At 27.3% G+C, this 19,091-nt stretch carries 15 protein-coding genes and 1 pseudogene; 3 read left to right on the forward strand and 13 right to left on the reverse strand.

The window, feature by feature from the left end; all coding sequences use genetic code 11:
* Nucleotides 1-173 precede the first annotated feature (173 nt).
* The 12 genes from KA900_RS10855 to KA900_RS10910 all read right to left on the reverse strand — a co-directional run bounded on the left by KA900_RS10855 (nucleotide 174) and on the right by KA900_RS10910 (nucleotide 15,387).
* Nucleotides 174-725 (reverse strand): recombinase family protein, encoded by a 552-nt coding sequence (locus KA900_RS10855; protein ID WP_002508689.1) that lies wholly within the window; start codon nucleotides 723-725, stop codon nucleotides 174-176.
* Nucleotides 726-938: 213 nt separating this feature from the next.
* Nucleotides 939-1,790, reverse strand: a complete 852-nt coding sequence (yidC, locus tag KA900_RS10860; protein ID WP_348634578.1) for a membrane protein insertase YidC — start codon at nucleotides 1,788-1,790, stop codon at nucleotides 939-941.
* Nucleotides 1,790-2,893 carry a helix-turn-helix domain-containing protein gene (locus KA900_RS10865; protein ID WP_210139608.1) on the reverse strand — a complete coding sequence of 368 codons (1,104 nt, stop codon included), beginning with the start codon at nucleotides 2,891-2,893 and terminating at the stop codon, nucleotides 1,790-1,792. The genes yidC and KA900_RS10865 overlap by 1 nt, the downstream gene beginning before the upstream one ends.
* A gap of 232 nt (nucleotides 2,894-3,125) precedes the next feature.
* Nucleotides 3,126-4,094: an accessory Sec system protein Asp2 gene (locus KA900_RS10870; protein WP_210139609.1), complete on the reverse strand. Its 969-nt coding sequence runs from the start codon at nucleotides 4,092-4,094 to the stop codon at nucleotides 3,126-3,128.
* Entirely contained in the window at nucleotides 4,091-6,379 is a 2,289-nt protein-coding gene (locus KA900_RS10875) for a bifunctional glycosyltransferase/CDP-glycerol:glycerophosphate glycerophosphotransferase (protein WP_210139610.1), read from the reverse strand. Before KA900_RS10875 ends, KA900_RS10870 begins: the two co-directional genes overlap by 4 nt.
* A complete protein-coding gene (locus KA900_RS10880; RefSeq protein ID WP_210139611.1) occupies nucleotides 6,369-7,694 on the reverse strand; it encodes a glycosyltransferase family 2 protein in 1,326 nt (441 codons plus the stop codon). The genes KA900_RS10875 and KA900_RS10880 overlap by 11 nt, the downstream gene beginning before the upstream one ends.
* Before the next feature lie 568 nt (nucleotides 7,695-8,262).
* Nucleotides 8,263-8,955: a hypothetical protein gene (locus tag KA900_RS10885; RefSeq protein WP_210139612.1), complete on the reverse strand. Its 693-nt coding sequence runs from the start codon at nucleotides 8,953-8,955 to the stop codon at nucleotides 8,263-8,265.
* A gap of 409 nt (nucleotides 8,956-9,364) precedes the next feature.
* Nucleotides 9,365-10,360: a glycosyltransferase family 2 protein gene (locus KA900_RS10890; RefSeq protein WP_210139613.1), complete on the reverse strand. Its 996-nt coding sequence runs from the start codon at nucleotides 10,358-10,360 to the stop codon at nucleotides 9,365-9,367.
* A gap of 10 nt (nucleotides 10,361-10,370) precedes the next feature.
* Nucleotides 10,371-11,765 carry a polysaccharide pyruvyl transferase family protein gene (locus tag KA900_RS10895; protein WP_047503360.1) on the reverse strand — a complete coding sequence of 465 codons (1,395 nt, stop codon included), beginning with the start codon at nucleotides 11,763-11,765 and terminating at the stop codon, nucleotides 10,371-10,373.
* Nucleotides 11,766-11,937: 172 nt separating this feature from the next.
* Nucleotides 11,938-13,626 (reverse strand): teichoic acid ribitol-phosphate polymerase TarL, encoded by a 1,689-nt coding sequence (gene tarL / locus KA900_RS10900; protein WP_210139614.1) that lies wholly within the window; start codon nucleotides 13,624-13,626, stop codon nucleotides 11,938-11,940.
* A 26-nt stretch (nucleotides 13,627-13,652) separates the two neighbouring features.
* Complete coding sequence (locus KA900_RS10905) at nucleotides 13,653-14,678, reverse strand: ribitol-5-phosphate dehydrogenase (RefSeq protein ID WP_210139615.1); 1,026 nt, start codon at nucleotides 14,676-14,678, stop codon at nucleotides 13,653-13,655.
* On the reverse strand, nucleotides 14,671-15,387 hold the full coding sequence (locus KA900_RS10910) for a D-ribitol-5-phosphate cytidylyltransferase (protein ID WP_210139616.1): 717 nt from the start codon (nucleotides 15,385-15,387) through the stop codon (nucleotides 14,671-14,673). Before KA900_RS10910 ends, KA900_RS10905 begins: the two co-directional genes overlap by 8 nt.
* Nucleotides 15,388-15,499: 112 nt before the next feature.
* On the opposite strand from KA900_RS10910, the gene KA900_RS10915 reads away from it, so the two are divergent.
* Nucleotides 15,500-15,676 carry a hypothetical protein gene (locus KA900_RS10915; RefSeq protein ID WP_210139617.1) on the forward strand — a complete coding sequence of 59 codons (177 nt, stop codon included), beginning with the start codon at nucleotides 15,500-15,502 and terminating at the stop codon, nucleotides 15,674-15,676.
* Nucleotides 15,677-16,148: 472 nt separating this feature from the next.
* Here KA900_RS10915 and KA900_RS10920 read toward each other — a convergent pair whose 3' ends face one another.
* Nucleotides 16,149-16,769, reverse strand: a complete 621-nt coding sequence (locus tag KA900_RS10920) for a DUF536 domain-containing protein (RefSeq protein ID WP_210139618.1) — start codon at nucleotides 16,767-16,769, stop codon at nucleotides 16,149-16,151.
* Between the two features lie 480 nt (nucleotides 16,770-17,249).
* On the opposite strand from KA900_RS10920, the gene KA900_RS10925 reads away from it, so the two are divergent.
* Together KA900_RS10925 and KA900_RS10930 are read left to right on the forward strand one after the other, a co-directional pair.
* Nucleotides 17,250-18,221, forward strand: coding sequence for a replication initiator protein A (locus KA900_RS10925; RefSeq protein WP_210139619.1), 972 nt, complete (start codon nucleotides 17,250-17,252; stop codon nucleotides 18,219-18,221).
* Nucleotides 18,222-18,228: 7 nt separating this feature from the next.
* Nucleotides 18,229-18,522, forward strand: a pseudogene (locus tag KA900_RS10930) (protein rep); the annotation flags it as partial.
* Between the last annotated feature and the right edge of the window lie 569 nt (nucleotides 18,523-19,091).

Here is a 19,091-nt window from a genome sequence, read left to right on the forward strand (position 1 = left end):
AAATTGAGTTAAATGATATTGTAGAGTCAGGATTTGAACAACTTGTAAACGATAAATCACAAGCAAAAATTCTCGTTAAATTATAATATAGGTTATAAAAACTAATGAAAGGAGAATCTTCAAATTAGAGATTCTCCTTTCATTAGTTTTCTTCCTGTGATTATTTGTTTTTACTACTTCATTTTTATTATTCTATATACAGTAGAACGACTCACTCCTGTTTGTTTAGCAATTTCTTCTCCAGTAAGTTTTTGTTCATCGTATAAGAATTTAATCTCTCTCTTCTTATGGTCGGGCAATGAAGGGCGTCCACCTTTTCGTCCTCTTGCTCTCGCAGCTTCTAGTCCTTTTTTCGTACGTTCACTTAGTAGGTTAGCTTCAAGTTCCGCAAAAGCACTCATCATGGTAAAGAACATCTTGCCCATCGCATCTTTCGTTGATACGTTCATATCTATAATATGTAAGTCAATGCTGTTTTCATCTAACCATTGTGATAACTCAATTAATTGTTTCGTTGTACGTCCAAGACGATCTAGTTTATAAATCACTAGAATATCTCCCTCACGTAAATAATCTAAGCATTTATCAAGTTCTGTTCTATTCGTTTTACGGCCACTCGCTTTCTCGCTAAAGATACGTTCACAACCATATTCCTCAAGTGTATCAATCTGTCCATCAAGACTTTGATCTTGTGTTGATACACGTGCATAACCAATTTTAGCCATTTGAATACCACCTCTTTTAATCGTTTTGTGGGTACTTATTAACGAAATCTAATTCTCGATGCAAATAAACGCGTCTCTCATCGTCTAAAAACTCATGATTTTTGATATTTGTGATACATTGATTATAACACAAGTTTATAGACTTAAATATCCAAGAAAAACCTCTTAATATTAAGTTAAGAGGTTTTGTGTCAAAAACGAACGTTTAACAAACTACGTATTTTCAGACAATGTTCGCTTACTTTCGCTATTTTGGCTATGATTACTTTGAATTTTTTTCTCTAATTTATTGGCTTCTTCCATTGCTAATTTCGAATAATATTTATTCGAAAAGAACATTTGAACGATTAAAAATGCAGCATTAATTGTCCAATACAATCCTAAGGCGGAAGCTGATGTGATTGATATATATATGATAAATATTGGAGAAATGATTGCCATCATATAACCCATCGAACGTTGTTCTTTTGGCATGTTTTCAAGATTTATTAATGGTTGGATGATGTATAGAATACCAGCGATTATAGTAATCCAAATATCAGGCTGTGTTAAATTAAACCAAAGAAAATTGGCATGCTCGGTTAAACCACCACTTGAGGGCCATTTTAGTGAAACATATAGCCCAAATAAGACGGGCATTTGTATAAGTAAAGGTAGGCATCCAAGCATCGTTTTCATAGGATTCATGCCATAAGCTTTATATTTTTCCATCATTTCTTGATTTGCAGCCATTTTGTCTTCTTGAGTGTTGGCATTTTTAATTTTTTCTTGTATTTTAGTCATTTCTGGTTTTACGATATCCATCTTCTTACGCATGAAATGTCCATTTTTAGATTGGGCTAACATAAATGGCAACATGATGAGTCTAACAATCAATACGATTGCAATAATTGCTAAACCATAGTTATTATCAAACGTTGAACCTAACCAATGTAAAAGGTTATCCATCGGCACTGCAAATGTATTATAGAAAAAACCATCTTTATTTTCTGATTTTGAATAATCACAACCGGATAAAATGATTAATGATGTTAATAGTAATAACATTATCTTTTTCTTATATATCAATTAGGTTCATCCTTTTTGTTATAAATTCTAAGCAAATCTTTCTTTATATACTCAAAATTTTCTAAGGTATTAAAGTGTTCGTTTTCCGAAACTATTGAATACATAACATTCAAAGTATTTTCGTAATTAGCTGGTAATCGTTCTCCCAACGGTAATGTATCTAACCATTCATCAATGCCATTAAACAGATTATCTTTTTGATATACAAATTCACTTACTAAATAATCAAAGCAGTGACAATATTTTTTCAAATGGTAAATGGCAATATCATTAGATTTTCTGGCATAAAATAAGGCAAACTGATAGTAACAATTAAGACTTATAGCTGGGAATAAGTAATCCACGTTAAAAGCTTTATTTAAATGGTAGAATTTCAATTCTAAGGTTTCGATTGAAACAGAGTGTAAATCATGTGAAATCATCAAAGAAAACTCATGCATGAAAGTCATTAGAGATTGATACATGTCTGTTTGAATTACATTTTTAGCTTTTGAAATATTATCTTTTTGCAAATAAGCAATCGCTAATGTCGCATTTTCTCCGATTTTTAAATCAAAATCTGGTGTATTTTCTATAACAGAAGAGTAATCTCCTTCAAACATATATAGCAATGTTTTGTATCCTTGGGCATGTTTTTTCAAATAAATTGAGTCTGAATTATCCTCTGTAGTCTTAATAATTTCATGTGTTAGTGAGGCTGTTTCCTTTAGTTGCAATTCATTTTCGCAATATAAAATGTTGTTTAATAAAATGCCTAATAACGAATTTAGAAATTTAAATTCATTACAATGCGTAATATAATATTCTCTCACAGTAGCTAAATATTCAGGATAACTTGTGTGATTAATCATTTTAGATAGTGATATAGATATTTTTTTAATTTCTTCATCAGTCATTGTAGTACTATAATTGAGCAAATCATCAACTGAAATATTAAATACTTTTGCTAATTTAGGAAGCATTGTAATATCAGGATAAAGGGATGTATTTTCCCATTTGGAAATAGTTGTTTTCGTTGTATTAAGATATTCAGCTAATGCTTCTTGGGTCATTCCGCGTCTTAATCGTTCTTTTTTAATTGTCTTTGCTATTTGGATCATTAATAACACCTCTTTTATTTAATGATACTAGAAAGTCTATAGAAGGTATATTTCCTATATGACAACTTACATAAACAAAGTTTCCTAATAAGAAACAATAATAAAAGCCACTTCTTTTAAAAGAAGTGGCTTAAACGTTTCAAAATAAAAACTTGTCTCAATAACGATTGATAAAAATACAAAAGCACCTCATAAATAAAGTGTGAGATGCTAAATGTAATAATATGAAATTTTAAACGCTAAAATCTGTTAGTAAAATGTTTAATAACATTAATTGTTCAGGAACAGTGTTTTGAGAGACTTCAGGATGTGTGGTTATATTATCATCTTTCATATTTAATATATTGAAAAAATCACTATTTAATCGAATAATTTCATTGTAATATGTTTTTGAATTCTCACTACAAATAACGAATTTAGTAGATTGTTTATTTGATTTTGAGTTAAAATTTATTGTTGGAATTAAGTCTTCTTGTCTTAAACCTTTTAAAAGTCTTCGATCATTTGCATACATATTTCCCCCGATATTAACTATAGGATCTACTGCAAGTGTCTTAACATCCATAGCAGAACCATGTAATAAAGAACCGGCACCGCCTCTTGAAACTCCATAAAACACAACATTTTTTCGGCTAATGCTAAGTTTATCCTTGATATTATTTATCGCTTTTTGTATTTTTTCTTCATAATCAGGAAAATTAATAGTATTTACATAATGAGAGCCATGAGAAACATTTAAATCCATAATTCTCATTATATATACATTTTTTACTAAATTTCTTTCTATACCTTCAAAAAATGCCGGTAACATTCTATGTGGAAGTTTTGGACTATCGTACAAGTTACTACCAGGCATTTTTGAAAAAATTACCAGTAATTTTTTTTCAGTCTTTTCATTTATTTTACGACCAAAAGGTTCATGTAAAGAGTAAAATATTCCATCATCGTTTATATATTTATTTTTATCAAGAACATTATTTACTAAAGTTCTTTTAATAAATCTAGAAATGCCATCTTTATGAAAATATAAAACAAAATCATTCGCCAAAAGCTTTTTGTATTTCATCTTTATACTTTGATTTTTTCTAGATAATTCTAGTAAATTACTTTTTGAGTTTGTTTTTACTAAAATACGATCACTATAAAATGAAGTAATTTCATCTTCTAAACGATACACATTGTACTTATCATATATACTCATAGTTTATTATCCTTCATATTTTGTGTTTTTTGTAATATAAATTTTTGGATTTTTTGGTTTGCATCATGAATAGAGTTGTTTTTGTAAATTTTGGGTATTTCTAACTTTGCAAATGTATTTTTTTTAATTTTAGATATAAGTTCTTTATCGCTTTTAGCGAAAATTAAATGTAAATCTTTATAAATGTTATTATAAAAACCACGAGATAAATTGAATTTACTTAAATCTTTAGTAATAAGATAGAAGGGTTTATTTATATGAATGGCATCAAAGAAAATAGATGAGTAATCTGTGATTATTATGTCACTAATAAGTAACAATTCTTGAGAATCCATCATATTATTCACAGTTAATATCTGATGAGATCCAGTATTCCATGATGGTTGTGTATCCATAGAATGTGCCTTATTTATTAATACATATTCATTACCTAAAGATTGTAAAAGTACGTTTAAATTAACCATATAATTTTTGTCTTTTTGACTTTCTCGCTTTTTGTAATTGTAATCTCTCCAAGTTGGCGCATACAATATAACTTTTTTATCTAAAGGTATATTATTCTTGATTTTAATTCTTTTAATGAGGTTTTTATTATCATTATTTTTGAGTAACCATTCATTTCTTGGGTAACCATAATTTATTATTTTGTCTATATCAAAATCAAATGCGGTGCTAAATATTGATTTGGCTAATTCAGAGTCAGAAAGTAGATAGTCCCATCGAGCAATATCTTTTTTCATTCTAACTCTATGATTAGGATTTAAATTAAGCATGTGACTTTCATTTGAGTCAAAAAGCATTTTTTTAAATGGTGTCCCATGCCATAATTGTATCCAAATTTGTCCTTCTTTCTTTTTAAAAGCTAACGGAATCCATGATTCCGCTATAATGAATTGAGAAGAATAGAAACGTTCAAAAAATTCATCGCTTTTAGGTTCAATTCTATATTCTTTGGGTACTTGTTTATCATTAGTTACAAACTTTAGTTTTGATGAATCATAATTATGTTTTAAATAATCAAATAAGTATTTAGAATTACCTTGATATTTATAATCAAAACCTAACATTAGTATTGTTTTTTCATTTATTTTTTTATCAAGTAATTTATTTTGTTTTTTTTCATTTTTTTTTCTTCGTCTCTTATGAACATTTTTTCTTAATGAATAAACCAAGGGTTCCAAATAAAAATTTTTCTCTAATTTTGTTTTTATATTTTTACGTTTATTGATTTTTCTACGTTTTCTATGAGTGTAAAAATTGATATTACCTTCTCTATGCAACTTGAATATTTTTTTAGCTTCTGAAACTTTATAATCTCGTATAAGATGATTATTAAATAAATGGTCATATAAAGGAATAACCCCTTTAGGAACATGAACATTAGGGCTGTATTCATTAATGATATTCATTGAATTATAAATGAAGTTATCCTTAATTTTTTTTGAATTAGGTAAGCGTCTTTCTGAATATAGTAAGGATCTATAAATAAAATATTTATTTACGTGATAACCAGTATTTATATTTCTCGAACCTTCATATAAAATTTGAGAACTTTTTTCTATGGCACTTAAAAAAGAATCTCTATGTTTTAAACTATTATAATCTGTTTTTGTAGTACTATTTTCATGTACTCTTACTTTATACAAAATATTAGGAATAACTGGCGCACGTAAGGCGCGTAAAGCGCATTTGATATAAAATTCCAAATCTTCATATATATATCCTTCTCCAAAACGTATGTTATGGTCCAGTAAAAATTTTTTCTTATATAGTTTGTTAACAGTAAAGTAAGTACTACAAGCAAGTAATAACTCGCAAGTTTCTCTATATAAGGCTAATTTTTGGTTATATTTTTCTTTATTTACATATATTGTTTCGTTTGTATTAGGGTAGTAATAAGCCCATTCAAATATAACAAAATCATTTTCATTGTTACCTTTAAATCTTTTGTAAGCTATTTCGAGCGCGTTTTCAACCAAGAAATCATCTGAATCTACAAATAATATTGTTTCTCCCTGTGCTTGTTCTATTCCAAAGTTACGTCGTGCACCTTGTCCTAGGTTTTGGTTATCATCATACAGAGTATAGTGAATATTATTTCTGCAACTATTCACCATAAATTCTTCAATATACTTTATAGAATTATCTTCAGAACCATCATTAATCAATAACACTTCCACTTGTTGTTGAAAACTTTGATTTTCAATAGAATATAGAGTTTCCTGTATACTATCTTCAGCGTTATAAACAGGTATTATAATACTTATATTAAATTTATCTCCCAATTTTAACTTTCCTTCCAACATATAATTTTAACTTTTTGCAAATTCTTTTAAAAATAGAATCACTGACTACTTGAATAATTTTATTATTATCATAGTCTTTTATAAAAAAAATATTTTTATGAAAAAATTCTCTGAAGCCGAGTTTCACTTGATAAATATTTCTACTAAAGTCATTAGATAGATAGTGTAAAGTATCTTTTTCATATTTTTGTAAGAGGCCTACCTTTTGATCAACGCTATGTTTTTTAATATAAACATCTGAATTGTCGCTGATATTAAAAGCTTCTTCCGAAAAAGAAAATATTATTTTTGTTTGTAAAAATTTAAATTTGTGTATGTAAACACTAATATAATTCAACTCATCACTTATATCTAAATTCTTCAGTTTATATAAAAAATATTTATATCTTTTATTTATATGTAATTTATCAATCGTGTCTTTATCGATATAAGTAAATAATTCTTGAGATAATAATAGAAACCTCTGGTCTTCTAACATATACTTAGTATCGATATATTGTAAGTTATGACTAAACAAAAACTGTAAATAATGTATAGTTACAACATATTTTACGTATTTTATTACAAAATCATGAACCTGAATGGATTGATTAATTAATGACAAGAAATTTTTTTCTATATGGCCACTATATCTTTCTTTATTGTTCCATGCCGACTTTGCTAACGAATTATTATCATCCCTATTATAATAATATGTAGCATTTTTTATTAATCCATAATCTTGTATTTCTAATAAAAGGTTATTAATTAGTTTAGCATCTTCCCAAAAATTAATAGTTTCATCAAATGGCTGTTCAATAGCAAATAGTAATTCACTCCTAAACACAACACCCCCAATATGAAATTGAACATAGTTGTAATTTTCAAAAATATTTACAATATCTATAGATTTATTGAATCTATAATTTAAAAAGTGATCCCGATTATTATTATTTTCTACAACTGTTATGGGGGTTACAGCCATTTGAATATTTTTATATTTATTAAAAAAAGTAATGCTTTGTTCAAAAAAATTATTACTTACCCAATCAGAATCATCTATGAAAGTTACAAATTCAGAATCCTTTGAGATATATTTCAATCCTTTATTTCTAGCTGAACTAACTCCACTATTCATTTGATGCAACAATTGAATACTTTTATAAGTTTGTAATATTTTAAGTGTATTATCATAACTACCATCATCAACAACAATGATTTCACATTTTATATTTTCTGTAGCTTGAAAAACATTTTTTAAAGTACTTTCTATATAGTTTTCACTGTTATGAGTGGTAATTATAATAGAAAACATATCAGTTCTCTCCCTGTTATTTTTATAAAGCTAAAATAGACGCCCAATATTCTATAATAGTAGAATGTTGTAAATTTATCTATATAATAATTAAAATATTTATTGAACTTTGTGTAGTGTTAATTGGATTACTTACTAAAACTACTATAAAATATTCAAAACTGTTACTTCTGTTTGAGCTAGCTTCAAACTCATGATATGAATTAGATTTAAATACTCCTTTAATCCTTTTAATAACTTCTTTTACAAGTGATAAATATATTTAATACTAAAGGATTGCTTTAACATCTTTTTTATACATATAAAAACACCGTTTTACAAGCATCTCCGATTGTTTGACTAGGATAGGATCTAAATAGACCAAAACACCTCACAAATAAATGTGAGATGTTAAATATGATTAGAAAAATAGTGCTACACTGCATATCATTATAATTAAACTATAACACTTATAGTTTTAGTTAACATAATAGAGCTTTATCAGAATATATATCAAAAGAGACTCTTTTAAAAAGAATCTCTTAATCGTTTCAAAATCAAATTTTATATTAAAAATTAAAATAGCTCACTACTTATTGTATTTAACCTTATTTGCTAATTTAGCTACTGTTTTATTATCATGGGGTTTAATATAGATTGTTTCAACATTATCCTCAATTGCTTTTCTTGTTATCTTATCCATTTGACTATAATCACTATTTTGTGGGCTTTCCCATTTATAAGGGATACTATTATACACATTAATGGAGCCATCACCATTACTGCTATACGTTACTGACCCACCAGCCTTCATAGGAGCTTCTAATTTCACAACATTTTCTTTATAAACTGCACTATCTTGGGCTTGTGGATTTACTTTTGATCCTTTTGGTATTTTTGTAACATACACATTTCTAATACCTTTTAAATCATTTTTTGTAGATATTAACTGATACCAAACCCGTGCATATTCAATTTTTTCTGAGCTGAAATTATTTAAATAACTTTTATTTCTATCAGTAGATTGGTGACTTTCATTACTATCAGTATTTTTTTCTCGGTTTTTATTATCACTTTGCTTCTTGTTTTGTTTATTGCTCTTGTTTTTGGTATCACGATTTTCAGAGGTGTTAGTTTTCTTGTCAGTTTCATTTTCTTTATTCTCTGATGTATTAGTATCACTAGAACTGTTATTGTCGTGACTTTCTGAACTTTTATTATTACAACCTGCTAAAAATACCAGAAAACTAACAATTGATATAGCTAAAATAACTTTTTTCATACTGTAACTCCTTTTTAAACTTTTAAATTAAACTTATGTTGATATTTTTTCGATAAAAAACTCCTATAATATGAGTTAAGTAAGTCGTATAACATGATATGTATTAAATATATAATAAAAGAAGTATCTGTTTATGTAAAACAGATACTTCTTTTATTCGTAGAAACTTAAATTGTATAGGATATACATTTTTACTACCTATAATAATTAATTATGTTAATTAAACCAAAAGTCCGGAGTACTTTTAAATAAGTATTTCGGACTTCTTTTCTTTTTCAAACACTCTAATCATACATATAGAAACAGTATTTCACATATATCTTTATTTCTTTAATTAGGGTAGACCTTAAACATACACAAACACCCTTTCTCAATTAATTAAGAAAGGGTGTTTTATAAATGAAGGTTATTAGTTATTTTCTAATAAGATAAGTGATGATAAATTATTATTTCTTACAGCTTCTAAACGCGCATTAAAAATCGAAGTAACATACTTGTCTGCTTCTTTAGGTAGGTAGAAGTTTAAGCAATGCGAAAAATAGTATAGCCACTCTCTCTTTTTAATTATATCTATATCGTTATTTGAAGCAAAATTGTTATTTTCTCCATGCCTAAAGATACGAGTACAGTACTTTCCAGCGATTTGATGTTTTGTTTCTAAAGAAATATTTTTATTACCTTCATAAATCGCTTTGAAAATTTCACCGCAAACACTAAAGTATTTTTTTGGACTCGTTCTTTTAGCGTATAAGTGTTTTTTGTCATTTGTATCTGTAAATAACATATAGTAATCATCGTCTGCTAAAATAGAAATGTTGTTACTATTCATTATAAATTCCATCATAAACAACATATCTTCACCTTTATCTATTTTAGGTGAGAATTGCAAACACTGTTCTTTAATTATAGATGTCTTAAATAATTTTTGTGCAGACATTGTATAAATAATACTGTTTTCAATAATGTCTGCGTGTTTAATATTACCATTTTTATATGCTGCTGTAGGCACGTTTCTACCTTCTCCTACAGCTTTCATTTTTAAACAAACTAAATCACTGTCATTGTTTTTGGCAAATTCATAACTGTTAAAAGCTGTATTTTTTGAAATATAATCATCTGAATCTATAAATAAAATATATTCACCTTGAGAGTTATTAATTCCAAAATTTCTTGGAATACTTGCATTACCTGTATTTTTATTTAATTTTATGATTTTATGATTTAACCATTGATTATCTTTAAAAAACTTCTTGATATTTTTTAAAGATTGATCATTAGAACAGTCGTCAACTATTATAATTTCAAAATATTTAGGATTCATAGTTTGATTTTTAAGACTTTCTAAACATCGTATAATAACGTTTTCTCTATTGTAGACAGTTACAACAAACGATACTTTAATCATAATATCCCTCCTATTTTTTTATTCTTCTTAAAACATCAGTGAGTTTTATACTCATTTTTACTGACTTACGGTTTAATGTCTTTTTAAGATAGTTAATTTCTTTTTGCTTCTTACGGTTATTGTTTGTTAATTTTTTTAATTTTTTTTCAGTATTCTTTTTAGCAATTTCATTTTTCTTTTCCTTTAGTTTTTCATAATTAATAAACCGTTCTGATATTTGAGGAGGTGTCAGATTATTGATAGGTTCCAACATATTAGGTAATTTAGCATTTTTCATTACCTTGTCAAATGGCACTTCTTCATATTTATAATTATATATGTGGTCTAAGTTATTTTTATTTAAAAAATAAATAAAGCGATCAAAATTTCTTTCATGAACTTTCTCTGGAGATTTAAAATCTAATTTTGGAATTACATCTTGAAGTTTTGTATTTTCATCTATTTCGTCTATTTTCAATTGTGTTAAATTATGGTAATCTGCCAATTCACTCATCCGAGCATCTTTAGCTAATAACAAACTAGGTGTTCCTGAGAGAGTGGCTGTTATATTTCCATGTAATCTTGCACCAACTGACAAATCAACATTTTTTAAAAAATTAATCCACATGTGAGCATTTAATGGGTATCTAACTTTACCTTCTCTATAAAATTTATAAGATATTGTATTAGGGTAATATAAAGTGTTCTCTCCTAATCTTTCATTTCCCAAATAAACCATTTTAAATTCACTCATCCACTGAGGTATGAAATAGTAATTCTCATAGTCTTCAGCAATTTGAGAAATAAATTTCAAACCTTTTTCTGGAGTTAGCTTAGAAGAATTCAAAGATATAATTGAATTCTCATTAAAATGTAAATCTCTTATTTTTAAATTGCGTCCAAAAGTGTACATGGAGGGACACCCTATTACCATATGGTCTTTACCTTCTTTAAATCCTAGATAACTTAGGTAATCCGCTGTTGTTTGCCCTCTAACTCCCACAATATTCGATTTTTCTAGAACTGCGGCAATAAATTCTTTTACTTCTTTATCAAAAGGAAAACCTTCATTCACATTTTTTCCAATTGGAGCTTTAATACCAACTCCTACAATAACAACGGGTATTTTTAGGTTTTTAAATAATTCAGTATATTTTTTTAAATGTTTAATAAATGTATCCCTAAAAGCATCTGCTAAAGGGATTATATAAGCATCATAATTTTCATTAATATAATCAGCTTGATTTGGATCAATTTTATATTTATCAGGTATTATTTCAACGTCTTCTGTCATTAAATTTCTATATATACTATACGCATATATTAAGTTCCCAACGTTACCACCAATTAGATTGTTTAGAATCATTTCTTCTGGTTTACGTATTTCGTTAGGAGCTATACCGGATCTTATTAAGATTCTTTTCATTAATATTTCTCCAATCTTCATTGTATCTATTATAATAATATGTACTTAAAAGTTCTTGTTTATAATAGACTTAATAGTATTTATTAAAATAAGTATAAGACTAGTTATTTCAGCGCAGTCTTTGTTAATTAGGTATTTATTGGGATTGATTTATATATATTACTTAATTAGATTAAGCACCAAAAATGCGGCGAACAACTCTTTCGCTTGACTTGCCATCTGTATATTTAAAATGCTTATCTAAAAATCCAGGAATTTTTTCTTCTTCAAAGTCATTATTATAAAGTGATTCGATTAGATCACTAAACGTTTCTACAATTTTTCCTGGGACAAAATTTTGATAAGGTTCGTAAAAATCTCGAGAAGTTATGTAATCTTCTAAATCAAAAGCGTAAAAGAGCATAGGACGTTTAAATACTGCAAATTCATATACTAAAGATGAGTAATCACTTATTAAAATATTTGTAATAAATAAAATATCGTTAACTTCTCGAAAATCAGATATATCTACAAAATAGTTTTTATATTGTTCTGGAATGTTTAATGTGTTTTTTACGAATGGATGCATTTTAAACAATACAACAGCATTATTTTCTTTACAATAATGAGCTAAACGGGTGAAATCTATTTTAAAGAAAGGATAATGTGCACTACGATGTCCGTTACCTCTGAAGGTAGGCGCAAATAAAATCACTTTTTTTCCTTTAATAATTGGGAGATATTCTTCCATTTCTTTAGTAATTTCTTTTTCATATTCTTCGTCAAATAAAATATCTGTTCTAGGTACTCCTGTGGGTATAATATTTTGCTCTTTAATCCCAAAAGCTTCTCCATAAAATGGGACATCATTTTCTGATGATACAAAAGCTTTTGTATAATTTCTATGGTTCACTGAATCAAAAAATGGCCCACCTTTTTTACCTGTTCTACTAAAACCAACTGTTTTAAATGCTCCTACAGCATGCCATAGTTGAATGATTTCTTGGCTCTTTCTAAATTTCACAGTGTAAAGTAATGGATGAAAATCATCGACAAAAATATAATCAGCTTTTCCTAATAAATAAGGAAATCTAAATTTATCGATAAAGTTTCTTCTAGCAGAAATATTCGGTTTAAATATTTGGTGTATTTTGTATTTTTCTTCCAAATTTTGACGTAACATTTCATTATATACGAACTCAAAGTTCCCTGACATTTCTTCTCTAGAATCTGAAGTAAATAACACCGTATTCCCTTTTCGTAAATGGAGAAATTTAGTGATATTAAAAATAGACTTGAATAATAACTTTCGGATTTTGAACATTCTTCTGTTATATTTATTTTTAATTATTTTTATTTTCTCTTTTAATTTATTCGGCTTGGGTTTAGGTTTATTGAAAGTAATTTGCAAAACAAATTCGTTTACTTCTTTAGAAATTTTTGGGAATACTGTATAAATAGTTTTTTTAGAATTCCCTCCTTTTTTAAAAGTATATTTAAAATAACTAAGTAAATAATTCTTTTTATCATTTGACGTTTCGAGCTCTAAATATTTATTTAACTGCTCTTCATCTAGTTCATAATTATCTAAATCTGTTAAATTGTTGTTAATGTGAGCTATATACTCAAATTTTTCCTTATATATTAGAAGATATTGTCCTGAAGGCAAATAATTTCCGTTATCCAATATAGCTATATTAAAACGAGCTTTGAAATAATTGCCATTGAGTTCTACATTATTTGCTTGTACTTCCTTTGTTTCAGTTAAATTTCTTAATGTTAGTCTTTTATTGTTCAACTCTATATTCTCAACATGACCTTCAATAAAAAGTTGAATTCTTTCCCAATAAATATTATCTATTATTAATTTTTTATTATCCAAATTCTACACTCTTCTTTCTTAATTACTTACATAGTCCATTTAATCACTGTTTTCCCCCATGATGTAGATAAATCTAATTCGAATGCTTTAATAGCATCGTTAAGCGTTCTAACTTCAATTTCTTCTCCTTTAAGTAAAGACAGCTTTTCTATAATATCTGGGTTTTCTTTATATAAATTGGCAATATCTTGAAAATCTTTAGCACTACTTCTACTACTACCAATCATAGTTAACCCTTTTTCCAATATTAATCTTGTATTGATTTCAACTGGGTACTCGCTCACTCCCAATAATGCAATGCTTCCTTCTGGGGAAATCAAATTGATCATTTGATTAATAGCTGATTGACTCCCTTTGCCACCTACACATTCAAAAGCATGATCAATTTTCAAATCTTCTGGTATGCGATTAATATAAATAACATCATCAACAAAAGAAAAATGGCTAAGTTTATAGTCAGTCTTACCAAAAACATAAATTTTTGATTCTGGGTAAAGGTTGCGTAATAAAATAGCTGTTATATATCCTAAATTGCCATCTCCCCATACGCCAAATGAATCTGTTTTCGAAATTGATTTTTGCTTAAAACGTTGTATAGCGTGCCAACTAACACTAACTAGTTCTGAATATGATAAAATGCTTAAATCTAAATTGGTAGGGATTTCGACAATTCTATCATGATTCATGAACACATAATCCTGCATAAACCCATCATAACCACTAGACCTAAATTTACTGCTAGGCAAATAATTTTCTTTTATGACCTCGTCTTTTTCTATCGGTGTATTCGGAACCATAATCACCTTTGTCCCAATATCATATTTACCTTGGGAATCATAAACTACTTCTCCCACACCTTCGTGTGTCAAAGCCATTGGTAATTTTTTTTCTAATACTTGTTCATCTCTTTTACCAGTATAATAACGCTGATCTGCAGCACAAATTGATAAATAGAGAGGTCGTACAATAACTTTATTTTTTTTAATATTTTCGTTACGATAAGTTATTTCAAATTGGCGTGGGGCAACTAATTGATAAATTTGGTTAATCATTTGCCATCCCACCTTTTATAATAGAATTAGCCACTTTTAAATCATAGGGTGTCGTGATTTTTATATTATATAATTCCCCATCTACTAATTTTACTTTTTGATCAGAAACTACCATTATTTTACAAGCGTCAGTTAATATTTTTTTATTGTCATCTGATAAGTTATTATAATTAGCTCTTAATGAATTAATATTAAAAGATTGAGGTGTTTGACCTTGATACATTTCATTTCTTAAAGGAATTGATTCAATATCTTCTCCATTTTTTGAAGTTATTATAGTATCAGTAGCAGGAATAACTGTATCTACAGCTTTATTTTCAAGTACAAAATCGATGTTTTCTTTAATAATACGTCTCGTTAAAAATGGACGCACTGCATCGTGCGTTACAATAACGTCATCATCAGTTATAACTTTATTTTTTTCTATAGTATTTATTATATTCATAATAGTTTCGTTTCTATCTATTCCGCCTTGAATGACTTTAATCCGCTCATCATCAATATTAAATTTATTTAGTATATCTTTTGTATGTAAAACCCATTTTTCTGGTGTAGCAATAAAAATTTCATCAAATTCTTTCGTTAATAAAAACTTCTCTATTGTATGTATAATAATAGGCTTACCATCAAGTTCTAAAAATTGTTTCGGTAATGGTACATTCCCCATTCTTGAACCTATACCACCCGCTAAAATACCTGCATAAATCATTTTCTTTTCTCCTTTCAATTTTAAAATTATTTGTTCTTATTATTTCTTTAAAAAGCTTCTATTCACTCCTCACGTTATCTATTATATAATAGATAACGTGAGGAGTGAAACAATGAAAAAACTTTTTAATATTTTATCTATTTTAAGTTTATTTGCAATTCTATTACAGTTTTTTTATCTAGAAAAAAATAAAAAATTCTATAATAATACATTTATAGATGAAGAAGATGAAGAAGGTAATGAAATGAAAAATAATATAATTGAATTATTAGATATTTCAGATGAATAATTAATTTTATAATTTATATTTTAATGAATTGCACATAAAAATAGCTCCTATTTCTAGGAGCTGAAATGTTAATATTTTGTTAAGTTAACGCTTAATATACCTTAACACATTTAGTTATAGATTAGTAGTATTTAATTAATAAAAAAACACTTTTTTATTATGTTGTTCCTTATGTTTTTAAATATACAAATCAAGAATGCTGTTGATTCTAGTAGAATAGTTTTATGATAATCGATATTTATAAAAATAAATATATTAAAAAGCTTAATGCATACTAGTTATTCTAATTGAATTATAAATGCTAATATATTTCCTTATGATTTTACAAAAGTTATAAAAGTCTCTGCTGATAGTACCTTTTTATTTGATTACTAAAAGAAAACTTGTATTTATGAGTATACAATGCTCATAGAAATAAAGGATATTTAAAAAAGCACTACAAGCTTATGAACTTGTAATGCTTTTAATTGTGTTAATTACCAAACAACCGACTCCAGAACCCTTTTTTAGTTGGTTCTTCGTTGAGATTTTCATCCTCTTTCTTTTCAGGTATATCTCTATACTGTTTTTCTACGGACTGTTCATCTCCTTGTTGTTGATCAGTATCTTTAGACTCTCCAGTAGATGTTGCTTCTTGTACATTAACGTTTTGTCTACCATTAACAGGTGTATCAAAAGAATAATTAAGCTGTCTTTCTTCCTCTAATTGATTTTCTAACTTTTGAATTTTTTTATTACTTTCTAAAGCTAATATTTGTTGATTTTCTAGAAGTCTATTCAGTGTATTTATCTGTTCTTTATCTCTAGTTGACTGTTCTTTATATATATCTAGTTGATTATATAAATGCTTAATCGTCTCATCTTTTACAAGATTATCATCGTTGGGTTTACTTTCTTCTTTTTTTTCATTATCAAAATAATCACTTTTATTTTGGTTTTTTTTAATTCTATTTACTACTATAATTTCATCTTCACCTGATAAATAGTTTACATTATCAATCTTTTGAAAATTCACATTTGCTTTTTTCGCGTTATTGTAAACAGTCATTTTTGTTACATTTAATTCATCGGCGATTTGTTTCATACTCTTCATATAACGCCCTCCATATAATTATATATATAATGTTTATGTTGTTATATACCTGTTATACTTATAAATTCAACACCGTATAAACCATTATATGTATAAAGGTTTATAGAGGCATATAACAATCCTTTCAAATGATTATACGCCGTTTATACTTGATGTGAAAAGGTTTATATAGGGATATATAACACCTGCGTATAAACTGGTTATATAGGGATACACTATTTTGAAAAAGCTTACACTCAAATGCGTATAAACAATTTAACAAACCTTTCAAAAGTGTTAATATAAATATATATAAAGAAACCCGACTACGGGAATAGTCGGGTTTCTTCGGTAATAAAACAAGAGATTTGTTTGTTTATATAGTTGTTATATTCTTATTATATATACTAAGAATTATTAGTGCAAGTCGAATACATATAAACATACTTATAACTTTTTATTACCTCTTTTTTAAATTTAAATGTGAAAGAGGTTTTTTATATGTCCAACTTTAATATTAAAGAAATCCAAAAAGAGAAGTTTTACCAATTACCTAAAGTATTTTTTACTAACCCTAAATACACTAAGTTATCTAATGATGCAAAAATAACTTGGTCAATACTAAGAGATCGTTTAGACTTATCTATAAGAAATAATTGGATAGACGAAAATGGAGATATATTCTTTATTTATACCAATGAAAAGCTTAAATCCATTCTAAACATCAGTAGTCCCAATAAATTATCTAAAATTAAAAAGGAATTAACTCAAGCTGATTTATTTAATCAAATAAGAGTAGGTTTGAACAAACCAAATAAGCTATATATTAAAAAACCTGAAGTAACAGAGGCTGATATATATTACATATCACAACAAGAAAACGATGTAGAATCTCGTAATGACACGGACGTATTATTATCATACGTCCAGAATTATGATAATAATACGTCTGGAAATATCAATATGATACATCAAGACGTATCAAAATCATACACAAATGATACTGAACTTAATGATACTGAATATATAGAGACTGAGAATAATGATACGAATGATTTGAATGATACCTCTAACAATATTTCTACAAATACCCATTCGAATCATACAAATCATCAACAAACTGAATTTAATAATGATGCCTTAAAATTTCAAGTGCTTGAAGAATTGCCACAACAAATCAAAGATTACTTAGGTAATTTTGAAATTAGAGAAATTCGTATTATTAAAAGTGTTTTACTTAAAGGGAAAAAATCATTTAATAACGCCCATGATACATATTACCGTTTAGAAGACATGGAGTTTGAACTTGTCAGTGTCTTAAAACGGTTTAAAGCTATGTTGCTACAAAAAAATGAATCTGTTGAAGCTATGCAAGGGTATCTAATGCAATCGATTAAAGCTGAACTTGAAGAAACTCATGCACTGTATATGCGACGTCAAAACATTAAAAAACATAATATCTTTAATCAATAATTCAAATGATCTTTCAGCAATCAAAGAGACTTCAAAATACTCGGTTAAGTCATCTGATTTTTTAACTGATGATGACGAAAAAAATCAAGAAATCGTAAATGATTTAGAAAAAGGTTTAGACCGAAAACGTATGTTGAGTTATGGTGGATTGCTAAAACAAAAACATAGAATTTTAAATTTAGACGATACTGAAGATGGGTAATTTGATTAATACAAGTGACGAAGAAAAAAAGCATATTCAATTACGGCAATTTGGCATTTTGAAAAACAAAATTATTACTTAAAAGATTTGAAACATTAGTTTAAAAGCTAGCGTTTTTTTATGTATTTTTGCCCCTGCGGGAACTATAGCGTTCAACCAGTATGGTTGCCCAGTTTTTACGCAAAAAATAATTTTGTGCGTAAATGGGCAGTGTCTAAAAAATTAGTCACTGGTTTTGCTCAAATTTTAGTTGGTGTAATTAAAATATATTTATTTGGCTCATATTTGCGTTTTAAGAGCTTATATACGTTTTTAGGTATAAAACTATATGATTTACCCCTGAATCTTTAAAATGCCCCTTTAAAATTCAAAATAAAGGCATTTATAATTTAAATAGTTCTTGTGCTAAAGTTTGTTAAAAAAGGAGACTTTTTATGGCATTTTGGATTTCGTTTATAGGTATGTGGTTTTGTATTGGAATGGCATTTCTTGTTATCAAAGTGAGTAAAAATAAAAAGTAGAGCACGCATTTATGCCGAGAAAATTTATTGTGCGGTGAGAAGAACCCTTAACTAAACTTGAAGACGAATGTCGGCATAGCGTGAGCTATTAAGCCGACCATTCGACAAGTTTTGGGATTGTTAAGGGTTCCGAGGCTCAACGTCAAT

The sequence above is a fragment of the Staphylococcus sp. GDY8P120P genome (assembly GCF_017892065.1).
Taxonomy (GTDB): domain Bacteria; phylum Bacillota; class Bacilli; order Staphylococcales; family Staphylococcaceae; genus Staphylococcus; species Staphylococcus nepalensis.

What these genes read in the sequence shown, in the direction of transcription:
- KA900_RS10855 (WP_002508689.1), bottom strand. Translation starts at nt 725, where the DNA reads ATGGCTAAAATTGGTTATGCACGTGTATCAACACAAGATCAAAGTCTT.
- KA900_RS10865 (WP_210139608.1), bottom strand. Translation starts at nt 2,893, where the DNA reads ATGATCCAAATAGCAAAGACAATTAAAAAAGAACGATTAAGACGCGGA.
- KA900_RS10870 (WP_210139609.1), bottom strand. Translation starts at nt 4,094, where the DNA reads ATGAGTATATATGATAAGTACAATGTGTATCGTTTAGAAGATGAAATT.
- KA900_RS10880 (WP_210139611.1), bottom strand. Translation starts at nt 7,694, where the DNA reads ATGTTTTCTATTATAATTACCACTCATAACAGTGAAAACTATATAGAA.
- KA900_RS10885 (WP_210139612.1), bottom strand. Translation starts at nt 8,955, where the DNA reads ATGAAAAAAGTTATTTTAGCTATATCAATTGTTAGTTTTCTGGTATTT.
- KA900_RS10890 (WP_210139613.1), bottom strand. Translation starts at nt 10,360, where the DNA reads ATGATTAAAGTATCGTTTGTTGTAACTGTCTACAATAGAGAAAACGTT.
- KA900_RS10895 (WP_047503360.1), bottom strand. Translation starts at nt 11,765, where the DNA reads ATGAAAAGAATCTTAATAAGATCCGGTATAGCTCCTAACGAAATACGT.
- KA900_RS10905 (WP_210139615.1), bottom strand. Translation starts at nt 14,678, where the DNA reads ATGATTAACCAAATTTATCAATTAGTTGCCCCACGCCAATTTGAAATA.
- KA900_RS10910 (WP_210139616.1), bottom strand. Translation starts at nt 15,387, where the DNA reads ATGATTTATGCAGGTATTTTAGCGGGTGGTATAGGTTCAAGAATGGGG.
- KA900_RS10915 (WP_210139617.1), top strand. Translation starts at nt 15,500, where the DNA reads ATGAAAAAACTTTTTAATATTTTATCTATTTTAAGTTTATTTGCAATT.
- KA900_RS10920 (WP_210139618.1), bottom strand. Translation starts at nt 16,769, where the DNA reads ATGAAGAGTATGAAACAAATCGCCGATGAATTAAATGTAACAAAAATG.
- KA900_RS10925 (WP_210139619.1), top strand. Translation starts at nt 17,250, where the DNA reads ATGTCCAACTTTAATATTAAAGAAATCCAAAAAGAGAAGTTTTACCAA.